At 35.6% G+C, this 13,665-nt stretch carries 10 protein-coding genes; 2 read left to right on the forward strand and 8 right to left on the reverse strand.

What is annotated here, in order from left to right; translation table 11 throughout:
• From fsa to FFWV33_RS17820, 3 genes are all read right to left on the reverse strand, one after another.
• Positions 1-654: a fructose-6-phosphate aldolase gene (gene fsa / locus FFWV33_RS17810; RefSeq protein ID WP_108742145.1), complete on the reverse strand. Its 654-nt coding sequence runs from the start codon at positions 652-654 to the stop codon at positions 1-3.
• Positions 655-775: 121 nt separating this feature from the next.
• Positions 776-2,101, reverse strand: coding sequence for a xylose isomerase (gene xylA / locus FFWV33_RS17815; protein WP_108742146.1), 1,326 nt, complete (start codon positions 2,099-2,101; stop codon positions 776-778).
• 8 nt (positions 2,102-2,109) lie between these two features.
• A complete protein-coding gene (locus FFWV33_RS17820) occupies positions 2,110-3,594 on the reverse strand; it encodes a xylulokinase (RefSeq protein WP_108742147.1) in 1,485 nt (494 codons plus the stop codon).
• A 463-nt stretch (positions 3,595-4,057) separates the two neighbouring features.
• Here FFWV33_RS17820 and FFWV33_RS17825 point away from each other — a divergent pair, with 463 nt between their 5' ends.
• Positions 4,058-5,068, forward strand: coding sequence for a LacI family DNA-binding transcriptional regulator (locus tag FFWV33_RS17825; protein WP_245891574.1), 1,011 nt, complete (start codon positions 4,058-4,060; stop codon positions 5,066-5,068).
• A 17-nt stretch (positions 5,069-5,085) separates the two neighbouring features.
• Here FFWV33_RS17825 and FFWV33_RS17830 read toward each other — a convergent pair whose 3' ends face one another.
• The 3 genes from FFWV33_RS17830 to FFWV33_RS17840 all read right to left on the reverse strand — a co-directional run bounded on the left by FFWV33_RS17830 (position 5,086) and on the right by FFWV33_RS17840 (position 9,086).
• The gene (locus FFWV33_RS17830) at positions 5,086-5,544 is read right to left on the reverse strand and encodes an OsmC family protein (RefSeq protein WP_108742149.1); all 459 of its coding nucleotides are present in this window, start codon (positions 5,542-5,544) and stop codon (positions 5,086-5,088) included.
• Positions 5,545-5,724: 180 nt separating this feature from the next.
• Entirely contained in the window at positions 5,725-7,167 is a 1,443-nt protein-coding gene (locus FFWV33_RS17835; protein ID WP_108742150.1) for an arylsulfatase, read from the reverse strand.
• 23 nt (positions 7,168-7,190) lie between these two features.
• Positions 7,191-9,086, reverse strand: coding sequence for a right-handed parallel beta-helix repeat-containing protein (locus FFWV33_RS17840; RefSeq protein ID WP_108742607.1), 1,896 nt, complete (start codon positions 9,084-9,086; stop codon positions 7,191-7,193).
• Positions 9,087-9,467: 381 nt separating this feature from the next.
• Between FFWV33_RS17840 and FFWV33_RS17845 the strand changes: the two genes are divergently transcribed.
• Entirely contained in the window at positions 9,468-10,916 is a 1,449-nt protein-coding gene (locus FFWV33_RS17845; protein WP_108739214.1) for an IS1182 family transposase, read from the forward strand.
• A gap of 271 nt (positions 10,917-11,187) precedes the next feature.
• Here FFWV33_RS17845 and FFWV33_RS17850 read toward each other — a convergent pair whose 3' ends face one another.
• Positions 11,188-12,342, reverse strand: a complete 1,155-nt coding sequence (locus tag FFWV33_RS17850; RefSeq protein ID WP_108742151.1) for a hypothetical protein — start codon at positions 12,340-12,342, stop codon at positions 11,188-11,190.
• Between the two features lie 33 nt (positions 12,343-12,375).
• Positions 12,376-13,374 (reverse strand): FAD:protein FMN transferase, encoded by a 999-nt coding sequence (locus FFWV33_RS17855; RefSeq protein WP_108742152.1) that lies wholly within the window; start codon positions 13,372-13,374, stop codon positions 12,376-12,378.
• Positions 13,375-13,665: the final 291 nt, after the last annotated feature.

Raw genomic sequence — 13,665 nt, forward strand, 5'->3', positions numbered from 1 at the left:
TTAGTTTCCTTTTTGGTAATCGGCTAAAAATTGTGCTAATCCGCTATCTGTCAATGGGTGTTTTAACAATCCTGTGATTGAAGATAATGGACCTGTCATTACATCTGAACCAACTTTAGCACAGTTGATTACATGCATTGTATTACGAACAGAAGCAGATAGAATTTGCGTTCCAAAATCGTAATTATCATATACTTGTCTGATTTCGGCAATTAAGCCCATTCCATCGGTACAAATATCATCTAATCTTCCTAAGAAAGGCGATACATAAGTAGCACCTGCTTTAGCTGCTAATAATGCTTGACCTACCGAAAATACAAGAGTTACATTCGTTCTAATTCCTTTATCAGAGAAATATTTACATGCTTTAATTCCTGCAGCAATCATAGGTAATTTAACCACGATCTGTGGGTGTAAAGCAGCCAATTCTCCTCCTTGGCTAATCATTCCCTCATAATCTGTTGCAATAACTTCAGCAGAAACGTCTCCGTCAACAATTTCACAAATTTTCACATAGTGCTTCAATATATTATCTGCACCTGTGATACCTTCTTTTGCCATTAACGATGGGTTTGTAGTCACTCCGTCTAATACTCCTAAGGCTTGTGCTTCTGCTATTTCGGCTAAATTTGCTGTGTCAATAAAAAATTTCATATTAGTTTGTTTTAGTTTATTATTGTTGTTTGTTCAAATTGTATAAAAAAAAAGTAGTAGCAAAAGCATCAAGAATACATGCTCTTACTACTACTCCTTAAGTCAAAAAATAGTGTAAAGACTAAATGTATTGGTTGATAATGTTTTCAAACAATTCTTGTTTACCACTTTGTAAGTTAAGCTCACCATTTTCATGTGCAATTTTGTATAAATCTTGCATAGATAATTTTCCATCTTCAAAAGCTTTTCCGTTTCCAGCATCGAATGAACTGTAACGGTCTGCTCTTAATTTATCATAAGCTGATGATGTGATAATTTTGTCAGCAGTCAATAATGCTCTTGCAAACGTATCTGCTCCACCAATGTGTGCGTGAAAAGCATCTTCCATATCCGTTGAGTTTCTTCTGATTTTTGCATCAAAATTAACTCCACCACCTTGAAGACCACCTGCTTTTAAGAAGACCAACATCGCTTCTGTAGTTTCTTGAATGTTATTTGGAAATTGGTCAGTATCCCATCCGTTTTGGTAATCACCACGGTTAGCATCCAAACTTCCTAACATTCCTGCTTGAGCAGCAACATCAATTTCGTGTTGAAAAGTATGTTGTGCCAATGTTGCGTGGTTTACTTCGATATTGATTTTGAAATCTTTATCTAAACCTTGTGCGCGTAAAAATCCGATTGCTGTAGCGCTATCAAAATCGTACTGATGCTTCATTGGTTCCATAGGTTTTGGTTCAATCAAGAAATTTCCTTTAAAACCTTGTGCACGTGCATAATCACGAGCAGTTCTTAAAAATTGTCCCATATGATCCAATTCTCTACCCATATCCGTATTTAGTAAAGACATATATCCTTCACGTCCACCCCAGAATACGTAGTTTTCACCACCTAAAGCAATTGTAGCATCCAAAGCCAATTTTACTTGACCACCAGCTCTAGCCAAAACATTAAAGTCAGGATTAGTAGCCGCACCATTCATGTAACGTGGGTTTGAAAAAGCATTTGCAGTACCCCAAAGTAATTTTACTCCTGAAGCTGCTTGTTTTTCTTTTAAATACTCAGTGATTGCTGCCAATCTACTTTCTGATTCTCCAAAAGTAGCACCCTCTTGAATCAAATCGTAATCATGGAAACAGTAGTAACCAAATCCCATTTTTGTAGTAAATTCAAATGCAGCATCTGCTTTTTCTTTTGCAGCAGTAAGCGCATCTGTAGGTTGGTCCCAAGGGAAATTTTGTGTTCCAGGTCCAAAAGGATCTGAACCTTGCCCACAGAATGTGTGCCAATATGCGATAGAAAACTTAAAGTGATCACGCATTGTTTTTCCAGCTACTACTTGGTCTGGGTTGTAGTATTTGAATGCTAACGGGTTGTCAGATTCTTTTCCTTCAAATTTAATATCTCCAATTCCTTTGAAGTATTCTTTATTTCCTAAAGTTGCCATGTTATATTTTATTTATTGATTATTAATTCTAATTCTTTTTTCCAAAGTTCGTATGCAGCCAAGTAAGGCGCTTTGTCCTTAAACGGCATATAGGTCATCACGTGGTCATTTTCCATTACCAGTTTGCCATATTGTTCAAAATTTCCTTCGTGTAATCCTGAAGCCCTTGCTGCTCCAATTGCTCCTGTAGTGTTATAAATTTCGATTTCGTGACCGATAAGCGTAGCTACAGTATTCGAAAAAATTTCAGAACGAAACAAATTGTCGTTTCCTGCTCTCATTACATTTACAGCAACGCCATCACCTTTCAAAATATCCATTCCGTATACAAACGAGAAGGCAATGCCCTCAAGTGCAGCTCTACACAAATGGGCTTTATTGTGGTTGTTCAAATTGACATTGACCAATCGAGTACCCACATCTTTATTATTCAACATTCTTTCCGCACCATTTCCAAAAGGCAGGATACAAACTCCATCAGAACCCACGGGAACTTCTGAAGCTAGATTATTCATCTCTTCATACGAACTCACTGCCAAATTGTTTAGCAACCAACGGTACTGAATTCCAGCGCCATTGATACACAATAATTTTCCAATTCTTGGTTCTGCTCCTTTTTTGTAATTCACATGGCCAAAATTGTTGATTCGTGAGCTCTCTTTACTTGACAAACTATCTGTCACCGCGTACACTACTCCAGATGTACCACCCGTTGCAGCTACTTCACCAGGATTAAAAACATTTAGTGCCAATGCATTATTAGGTTGATCACCTGCTCTGTAAAAAATTGGCGTTCCAGCAGCTAGTCCGCTTTCTAGTTCCCCTTTTTCGTCCACTGTCGATTGTAATCCAAACGTATCCACGATATCTGGCACCAAAGACGCATCAATGCCGTAATATTCTAAAAGAAAATCGGCTACAGTATCTTTTTTGAAATCCCAAAAAATACCTTCAGACAGTCCTGAAATTGTAGTATTGATTACGTTTGAAAGCTTGTAAGCGATATAATCGCCCGGAAGCATGAATTTATAGACTTGTTTGTAAATTTCAGGTTCGTTTTCTTTGACCCACTTCAATTTTGAGGCTGTAAAATTGGCCGGAGAATTAAGTAAGTTAGCAGCACATTTATCTTCTCCAATAGCTGTAAAAGCTTCTTGACCTAAAGCTACTGCTCTACTATCACACCAAATAATCGATTTACGAAGCGGATTACCACTTTTATCTACCAAAACCAAACCGTGCATTTGGTACGAAATACCAATTCCTTTGATTTGTGTTCTCGAGATAGCGTATTTCTTTTTTAGTTTAGCAACAGCATTACAACAGTGCAACCACCAGTCTTCTGGTTTTTGTTCTGCCCAGCCATTTTTTAGCGCTAGCATCTCCATTTCCGTTTCTGGTTCTTGGACTACTCCAATACTTTTTCCAGTCGCAATTTCGACAATAGCAGCCTTTACTGATGAGCTTCCTATGTCAAATCCTATGTAATACATATAATTTGTTATTAAATTATTCAATTCCAATATTTATCCATGTAAAAATATAGTATTCGTTAATAAATCAGATTAAAAATAGTGTTTTCTCATTTTGACTATTCGAAAAAGAGCCTAAAAAGCATCACGATCATAAAAATCATAAAACATTGAATACCAATACACTAAACCCTTATTAAGACCTAAAAAGCACCACTTAACTTTTTACGTAAAGGTTTAAGTAACTTTATTGTGAGCGCTATAGGCACAAAGGAATCTCGCCGCTTTATTTCCAATTTTTATGGTAGTATCACTTTGATTACTATTCGAATAAAAAAATCCAACTGGCTATTCTACTTTATTTTCGATACCAATTAAAAGAAGTTATCTTTGCAAAAAATAGCCGAAACTCCACAGCATCGGCAGAATTTTAGTTAAATTAGCCAACAATCACCTTCGTAAAGCCGTAGAAATGACTTCTAAAATGACCCTTAAAAAAATTGCTGCAGAGTTCAATGTGTCGATCGCTACGGTATCAAAGGCATTGAATGACAGTCACGATATAGGCGTAAAGACGAAAGAAAAAATTCAAGCTTTTGCCTTAAAGCACCACTATAAACCAAACAAAATAGCGTTGAGTTTATTGAATAAAAAAACAAAAACATTGGGCGTGATTATTCCCAATATCATGAATAGTTTTTTTACTGAGGTATTTGTGGGTATCGAAGAAAAAGCATCTGCTCTTGGTTACAACCTGATTTCGTGCATCTCCAATGAGTCGTATGAAAAAGAAGTCACCACCATCGAATTATTAAAAAGTGGTACTATCGATGGTTTCTTGGTTTCGATTGCAGAGGAAACGCAGATCAACAAAAACTTCAATCATTTTAATGAGGCTATTAGTGAAGGAATTCCGATTGTCCTTTTTGACAGAGTCACGGACGAAATCGAAAGTGATAAAGTCATCGTCAATGATCTTGAAGGCGCTCGCCATGCCACAGATCACCTAATAAAAACAGGTTGCAAAAAAATTGCCATAGTTTCGATTATTGATAATTTAAGTGTGGGAAAACTTAGGGTCGAAGGCTACAAAAAAGCTCTCACAGATCATGGGATGACTGTTAACGAAAAAATCATAGTACGCCTATCTAAAAATGAAGATCTAGAGACGGCCATGAAAATTGTACTGGCTGATAAGACAATCGATGGCTTACTTTGCCTCGAAGAAAGTTCTGCCATTGTTTGTTTAGAACTGATTAAGGCTATGAAATACAGCATTCCAGACCAAATGTCGATGATTTGTTTTACCAACGGTAAACTGCCACAACACGTGAGTCCAACCATTACCACTATCAGTCAACACGGCAAATTTATTGGAGAAACCGCAACGCTTATGCTCGTAAACCGACTAGAAAGCAAAACTGATTTGGAATTTTCTACTAAAATTATAAAAACGAGTTTGATCGAAAGAGAAACCACAAAGAGACTGCAATAACCTATTTTAAATTGCCACTATTCTACTTCACAACTGCCTTCATGCACTATCTTAAAATTGCACGAATTGGCAATAAAACACAATTCATTTGCTTTGGTATGCAACTCATTTGCCAACGCTATTTGCTCCTTATTTCGAATAACAACCTGCGGAAATAATCGTACCTCAACAAAGCGTCCTGATCCATTTTCTAATACTTCAAGCGTTGCTTCGGCCGCATCAGAATAGGATATGACTTCAATTTGGTGCTGTGCACACACATACAAATACGACATCATATGACAGGAGACCACGCTACTCAACAATAAATCTTCTGGATTGTACAAACTTGGATCACCTTTAAAAGCTTTGGCTGCCGAAACATTCAGAATCTCTTTTCCTTCGATAAAAATCGTGTGATTCTTGACATATCGTGTAGTTTCTTTTTTGTTCGAAAACCACTGTAGCTGCGCTTTAAAAAGATGTTTGAATGACATAGAGTATTATTTTTATCAGTTTAACCAAAATTAGTGTTTTTTGTCACTGATTGAAAGTTTAATTGCAGACATCCTCATTTTTAAATTTCCAATACTTTCTATCCTATAAAACAAAAACGACCCTAAAGGCCAAAGCCATCAGGATCGTCTTAAAGAAACCAAACTACTAATCTCTAACTTTTATTTGAATGGAAACAAAACCGAATCGGTATGTTCTTTTTTCATTATGTCCAACATTTGGGTTACTATTTTTGGGTTTGCTTTCGCAATATTTTTCGTTTCCGCTGGGTCCGTCGATAAATCATACAATTGAAATTCTGGATTTTCTTTTTGAGTCATATCATAGATTACACCTTTCCAATTGCCCAAACGCACTGCCTTACGCCCGCCTGTTTGCGGAAATTCCCAGTACATATAAGGATGCAGTTTTTGTGTTTTTTGTCCCAATAAGGTAGGTAATAAGGATATTCCATCTGTTTTTCCAATTTTTTTCTCTCCAACAATCGCTGCAAAAGTTGGTTTCATATCCCAAAATGCTGAGATCACGTTTGAGCTTGTTCCTCCTTTAATTTTGTTGGGCCAAACAGCCAAAAATGGGGCACGAATTCCACCTTCAAACAAATCTCTCTTTACCCCTCTTAATCCTGCAGTCCCGTCAAAAAATTCAGGATCTGCACCACCTTCTACCGCTGGACCGTTATCACTTGTAAAGATCACTAAGGTATTATCTGCAATTCCTAGCTCTACTAATTTTGACATAATTTCACCCACATAATTATCAAGCCTAGTCACCATCGTTGCGTAAACGGCATGTGGTGCCAATTGCGATGCATATTTGTATTCTACCATATTTGGTCCGTAATCAGACAGATAATTATTAGGCAAAACAAAGGGTTTACCCTCTTTATATTTCCCTTTAAAAGCATTATAAACTGCATCATTTGGCGAAATAATTTCAGCATGTGGTAACACAAATGGCACATAAGCAAAGAAAGGTTTTTTCTTGTTTTTCACAATAAATTCCAAAGTAGCTTTCTGTATTTCATCCGGCGCATAGGTTACTTTTTCAGTATAATCATTTCCTTTCAAGAATATTTTTTCTTTATTATGCCACAAATATGGAGGGAAATAACGGTGTGCTTTCCTTTGACAATTATAACCATAAAACTCATCAAATCCTTGATTCAATGGATCTCCTTCAGAATCTATAAATCCCAATCCCCATTTTCCAAAAGCACCAGTCGCATATCCTGCATTTTTAAAAATGTCTGCAATTGTAACTTCGGTACCATCCATTGCTACTTGTCCTTCAAGGTCATGACCTCTTTCGAGATTCCCACGTATAGACGTATGTCCTGTATGCAAGCCTGTAATCAGGGTAGAGCGCGATGGCGCGCACACTGCAGATCCACTATAATGCTGGGTAAATTTGATTCCTCTAGCCGCTAGTTTATCAATATTTGGAGTAGCAAACTTTTTTTGACCATAGCAACTCAAATCGCCGTATCCCAAATCATCTGCCAAAATATAAATTACATTGGGTTTTGTCTTGCTTTGTGCGTGACCCAAAACTGATACCAGCGAGAATCCAACCAATGTTAAAATTTTTACTATCGTTTTCATGCTTAGGTCTACTTTTCTGGCTATTATTTGAATTTTAGTTCTGGAATTGAACTGTCTACTTTCAAAATTTCTTTTGCCTTTCCTTTGTATTTATTTTTTTCGAAAATAATATTCTTGGATGTTTTAATCGAAAAAGCTGGATTCTCTGGAAACAACATTTTATACGTACCCGAGTTAGTAATTGTATTCCCAATAAACTTAAGTCCATCTGTATTGTTGACCTCCAAAATAGCATTATCAAATTGATTGATCACATTATCTGCAATCACAATATTTTTAAAAGCTACATTTTTACTTTCGTCATCTGTTTCAAACCTAATTATTCCGCGATTTAGACCACTAGTATTACAGTCTTGAAAAACATTATTACGAATAGTCAAATCTTGAGCACTACCCGACTCGTACCAATAGCCACTTTCTACAGGAACCAAAATCGCTTCCATTTCAGTACTAAACGTATTGTTTTCTACCACAATTTTTCTCGGTGTAGATAGCAATAATCCTCTAGCTCTGTTTTTACCAATAGTACAGTTTTGAACCAATAATTCAGGATAAGCAGAAAGGTTTTCAATATAATCGCCTACCTTCAAATTGGCTGGCACCTTCTCATTGAAGGTAATAATTTGATAGCGACTATTTACTTTTTCTATTGATTTCAAAGTCAGTTTTCCATATTCATAAAAAGAGTGGTGCAAGTTTACCAACCCAATTTCATCATTTGGAACCCCAATACTAAAACCTTGTTGTTGATAATGTCCCACTTTAATTCCAATTCTATTACCTCCCAAAAGATCAACTACCTCTTGATAGGTACCGTGTACATTTACAGCATCGTCAAGTTGATTATTAAAAACACAATTTTTAATCTCAATTTTCCCACGACAACCAACAAAATGTGTTGCATCAGCAGTAGTAGACACAATTCTACCGTTTGATGGCGTGATATTAAATTTATTCAACGTTATATTTTCTGTGTTTTCAACTATAATCCCCATTCCGCAAGCGTGATGCACATCAATATTTTCAGCAACAAAGTCTTTGCTCGCAACCACATGAAAGGCAGGTGCAAATCGGTTTTGACCCTGTTCTCCCTTCATGGTTAAAATATTACCCACCTCCGGAATTCTTTTAGTGTGACCAAAAACACGTACCAATCCCGGTTTTAGTTGTTCCACCACCAGCTTATCTTCCATCCCTACTCTAGAATTTTCAGGAGATTTTGGATCAGCTTTATATTTGTATTCAATATTTTTAACTCCAGTCTGAATTTTGGTTTTAGTTCTAGTAGTTAACGACGTGAAAGCTTCGGTGTTATACAAAACGCCTTTTGTTTTTGGATCAAACAAAATTGACTGTCCAATATTATGTTCATAATATTCTTTGATAAAAATCAATTGACCATTTCGTATCTCATATGGGTATTCTTTAGAGATCTGCATGTCAAATGTTTTCTTGGTCAAATCATTTGCCACAATCAAACCTTCACTATGAAAAGACATTCCCCAATCAACAGATAGGTTTTCAATTTTTATATTTGTCGAATTTTCTATAGAAAACGGAATAATAATTCCATGAAAAATAAAAGTAGATCCTTGGCCATCAATAGTCAAATTATTCATGCCAAAAATAGGAAAAGCTGTCTTAACCAACCCATTATTATGATTTGAGATTTGAGCATATATTTCTAACCCCTTGTCCGGATAAAAATGATAAATACCTTTCTCAAATTTAATCTCTGAAAAAGGTCGCTCCTTGGCAGCCATAAATTGCGCCAAAACCGTTGGCGTAGCGTCAGCAGCTATACTCGTATCAAAATAAAGCGTAGTTCCCTTTATAGTTTGACTCGTACCTAGTACCGAAAAGCCTATTACAAACAAAAAAAATATTGCTTTTACAAATGATGGTTTCTTCTTGATCATGTAATCTTTTGTTAATTTTTTAGAATTGTAAAGATTCATATTCACTACAAAAAAAATGTGTGTATCAGTAAATATATTGTCTCCACTAGTACAAATGGCCATTTGATATACAAAAAACAGGAAACACAGCCAAAATCGGATGTTATTCCCTGTTTCAATTTAAAAATTAAAAGTGACAATTTTATACCCTAATCTCAAAAATCTTGTACTAGACCAAAATCATGATAATTGTTTGGGCGTGCCCCGCAAAAAAAGCGGGTCGGGCTTTCCGAGGGCACTGAAAAAGTCTTTCTAATAAATTGACACATAAAAAGGAGTAGATATCTATGGATTTCTACTCCTTTTTTCTTATATTTAAATCTAATTATAAGTGTTTTTTAGATGTTAGTACAACAACAAACAATACAATTCAGCGAGTATTCTTCGTTGTATGATTTAATAGTTCCAAAAGAAAATCTATTAAGAAAAATTAATGATTTGATTGATTTTTCATTCATTTACGATGAGTTGTTAAATAAGTACTGTCCCAATAATGGGCGAATGGCAGAAAGTCCCGTTCGTATGTTTAAGTATTTACTACTTAAAACAATCTATACTGTTTCCGATATTGATGTCGTGGAGCGTTCTCAATACGATATGTCCTTCAAATATTTTTTGGATATGAATCCAGAAGACGATGTTATCAATCCGAGTTCGTTAACAAAATTTAGAAAACTACGTCTAAAGGATACCGACCTATTAAATCTGTTGATAAACAAAACAGTCACCATTGCTATCGAAAAAGGTATTATTCGTTCGAAGTCTATCATCGTTGATGCCACACATACTTTATCAAGATCCAATCCATTTTTAGCCATCGATGTATTGAGAGAACGTTCCAAGCTACTGCGAAAAACAGTATACAGCTTTGAGCAGGAATTCAAAGAACATATGCCTGAAAAAAATACAGACAATGACTTAGAGAAGGAACTTGCTTATTGTAAAGAGTTGGAAAAACGCATTGAAAATGAGCCGTCAATAAGTTCGATTCCAGCTGTGAAAGAGAAATTAAATCTACTCAAAGAAACTGTAGAAGACACTCAAGAAAATTTTACCTTATCAAAAGATGCAGATGCTAAAACGGGTCATAAATCTGCTGATAGTTCTTTCTTTGGATATAAGACTCACTTAGCTATGACCGAGGAGCGCATCATTACAGCGGCTGTAGTCACATCAGGTGAAAAAGGGGATGGACCAGAATTACCTAGACTTTTAGCGATTAGTCAAAAAAACGGAATTGATGTTGATACTATTATTGGGGATGGAGCTTATACAGGAAAAGAAAATCTCAAACTCACAAGGGAGCAAAATATTAAAGTGGTAGCCAGACTAAATGTTACAATAGCACAAGGAGCTAGAAAAGACGAAGATAAATTTGACTATAATAAAGATGCCGATAGATTTGTTTGCACTGCTGGTCATATGGCCATACGAAAGGCTCGCCAAGGTAAAAAAAATGTTGGAACCAATCAAATACAAACCTACTATTTTGATGTGGAAAAATGTAAGACCTGCTCTTTAAAAGAGGGTTGTTATAAAGAAGGATCCAAGACAAAAACATATTCGGTGTCGATAAAATCGGACTTACACCAAGAACAAATCAGCTTTCAAGAAACTGACTATTACAAAGAAAAAGCAAAACATCGATATAAAATAGAAGCGAAAAATAGTGAGTTGAAAAATGTACATGGTTATGATAGAGCAATATCATATGGCATTACCAATATGCAAATGCAAGGTGCAATAGCAATTTTCGCAGTCAACTTAAAAAGAATACTCAAATTAATGTAGAAAAATGAAAGCTACTGCTGCATTACTCAAAATGACTCTAGCTAAACTCAAAATAGCCTTATTGAACCAACATTAAAAATCAAGATTAAAAAGGAAAACGCTTGCAACGGATTATATAACTCCTGTTACAAGCGTTTTTTTATTGTCTAAAAAACGATGATAATCAAAATATGCGATGTTTTTCAGTGCCCTCGGCTTTCCGCTATATCTTTTTGGTCCCGAAAAAAATCGGGCCAAAAAAGGATACCGCTTCAATCCCTCACGCAAGTCCCTATAAACGTTCGCCATTTTTTTTCTGAAAAAGATCCAGTTGCGCTTTTTGACTTTCGGTTACTACTTTATTTTGAAGAAAGTAATAAGACGCACGAGCGATCAAAAATTGAGAATGGCCTAATAACTGTATCGCATTCTCAATTGCAAGGGAAGAAAGTGGTTTTTGCTTGTCCAGTATTCGAAACAACAATTGCAACTCCTGAAAAGAATCTACAGTCACTAATTGATTTGTAGCCCATTCAAAAAAGGCAGCCGAATCTGGTTTTACAAATTGCAATAACGAACTCAAAAAAATCACTCGATACGACTTGTCCGAGCTAACATATAATTTTTTTATCGCATCAAAATAAACATCCGAAGGTGATTTTTCGATATAATCCATCAAAAGTCTAGACAACGATGGTACATTTCCTATCTCTTGCAAAACCACCGCAACTGAAGTTGGATCATACACTTTTCTAGTTATCAATTCATTAATTATAAAACTTCGGTATTTTTCATCCTCCTGATGTAAGGATTGCACCAAGGCATCCGTAGATAATTCTTTGGCAGTTTGTTTTCTAATTACCTCAAAAATTTCTCCATTAGCCCAATGCCAAAGCGTACAACTCGTCCAAGCCGCTCCTTTGACAATCGAATTTTCATCAATACCCGAAGTCGCTCCTGTGGCGCCATCAAGTTCAATTAAGCCTTCGCTTCCGTGAGACGCAAGGTGTCTTTGATTTTGATAATATTCTTTTAAACTCGAATCCCTATCTCCTAAAATATTATCTAGTTTTTTATAGTCGGCTGCATTAAACGAAATCCCATCTGTTTTTTCCAATACAATACCTTTGGCCATTTCATATCGATTGTAAAAACCTAATTTGTCCCAAAACAAGCGTACTTGGACTATTTTACATTTATGATCCAAACAAATCACCGATTCGACATCCATATAATACTGAAAAGCCAAACCTTTTGCGTCTTGCAGTTCGATTAACTTGCCTTTTTGTTTTTCGGTAAAACTCAGCCCTTCGTGAATAATCGCAATATCATGTACAATTTCCTTATACGTTGGCGCTGGATTTTGAGCGTTTGTCACCAATCCAGTTAAAACAAAAAGGATTACTGTAAATAACTTTAGCGCACTATATTTATTTTTATGAAACATATATTTCTTAGTTTTTATATTTACCAACTTCTTTTATCTAAAAAAAGAATAGAAACCAGTGGTTGCGGTATCTTTTACCACGCCATTATCATCTTTGTAAATAAAATAGGCTTCTAGCTTCTTTCTTTTCGAAACAAATTGAAAAGCTTTTTTCAATCCCATAGCCATTAATGCATTATCATAACCATCGGCCGTAATCGCGTCTGGAGCAAAAACGGTTACACTTATCAAATCATTTTGAACCGGATAACCTGTTTTTGGATTCATCAAATGAGCGATTTTCTTTCCCTTACTTTCGTAGAATTTTTGATAGTTGCCCGAGGTCGTAATCGCTCCTTCGGGAATACTCACTATTTTTTGATAGGACTTTGGCAGATGCTCCTGATGGGTTGTCGATTCGATTCCGATTTTCATTAACTCACCACTGGGTTGTCGTTTTCCTTTTATTCGAATCTCACCTCCTATTTCGACCAAATAATTGACAATTTTCTTTTGTTCCAAAAAATCAGCGACCACATCTACCGAATAGCCTTGCGCAATACCGTTAACATCAATTCTTACTTTCGGATTCTTTTTCGAAAGGGAGTTTCCTTTTATTTGCAAAAGTTTACTACCTGTATTTTTCTTAATTTCTTTTATCAATTCTGAATTTGGCTCTGTTGGAACAATTCCTTTTTTACCAAAACCCCATGCTTCCATCAATGGCAAAACCGTAATATCAAAAAATCCATCGGTATCCTGATAAATTTCATGAGAACACTGGATTACATTTTTAAAATGGGTGTCCATTACTATTCCATCTTTCGAATCATTGAATTGACTTATCAACGATCTCTCATCATAAATAGAAAGCGAGGCATCTATTCGAGCAAAAATACTATCCAATTGACTTTCGCTCACTATCCGCTGCTGCGCATAGTAAGTAACCGAATAGGTCGTGCCTTGCGTAAACCCATTAATCTGGTATTTGCTCCAAACTTCTTGCGAGCTTGGAGGAAAAAAAAGAGCGATTATAAGGTTTATAAAAATCATTTTTTTATTTATTTGAACTATTCATTACCATAATAGTTTAAGATAAAGACTAACTACAAACACAGATTTCACAGTTAACTTGGTCCCTTCTATTTTGGAACACCGATTAGAGAAATAAGACAGGCATTCGCTTAGAAAAAAAGTTAAACATAAATTAAACCAATTTGCACGGATAATAATTTTTGAAGATTACGCTAATTCTTAAAATCGATAAAAATTCGAGTAATTCAATTTATGCAGATCAAAATTTGTGGCAATTTGTGTAATTCGTGGCAAAAAAACTTTAAAAAC

Source organism: Flavobacterium faecale, from assembly GCF_003076455.1.
In the GTDB taxonomy this organism is placed as follows: Bacteria; Bacteroidota; Bacteroidia; order Flavobacteriales; family Flavobacteriaceae; genus Flavobacterium; species Flavobacterium faecale.

Coding starts and splice junctions, on each gene's coding strand:
- FFWV33_RS17835 (WP_108742150.1), bottom strand. CDS start 7,167: ATGAAAACGATAGTAAAAATTTTAACATTGGTTGGATTCTCGCTGGTA.
- FFWV33_RS17855 (WP_108742152.1), bottom strand. CDS start 13,374: ATGATTTTTATAAACCTTATAATCGCTCTTTTTTTTCCTCCAAGCTCG.
- fsa (WP_108742145.1), bottom strand. CDS start 654: ATGAAATTTTTTATTGACACAGCAAATTTAGCCGAAATAGCAGAAGCA.
- FFWV33_RS17840 (WP_108742607.1), bottom strand. CDS start 9,086: ATGATCAAGAAGAAACCATCATTTGTAAAAGCAATATTTTTTTTGTTT.
- FFWV33_RS17845 (WP_108739214.1), top strand. CDS start 9,468: ATGTTAGTACAACAACAAACAATACAATTCAGCGAGTATTCTTCGTTG.
- FFWV33_RS17820 (WP_108742147.1), bottom strand. CDS start 3,594: ATGTATTACATAGGATTTGACATAGGAAGCTCATCAGTAAAGGCTGCT.
- FFWV33_RS17825 (WP_245891574.1), top strand. CDS start 4,058: ATGACCCTTAAAAAAATTGCTGCAGAGTTCAATGTGTCGATCGCTACG.
- FFWV33_RS17830 (WP_108742149.1), bottom strand. CDS start 5,544: ATGTCATTCAAACATCTTTTTAAAGCGCAGCTACAGTGGTTTTCGAAC.
- xylA (WP_108742146.1), bottom strand. CDS start 2,101: ATGGCAACTTTAGGAAATAAAGAATACTTCAAAGGAATTGGAGATATT.
- FFWV33_RS17850 (WP_108742151.1), bottom strand. CDS start 12,342: ATGTTTCATAAAAATAAATATAGTGCGCTAAAGTTATTTACAGTAATC.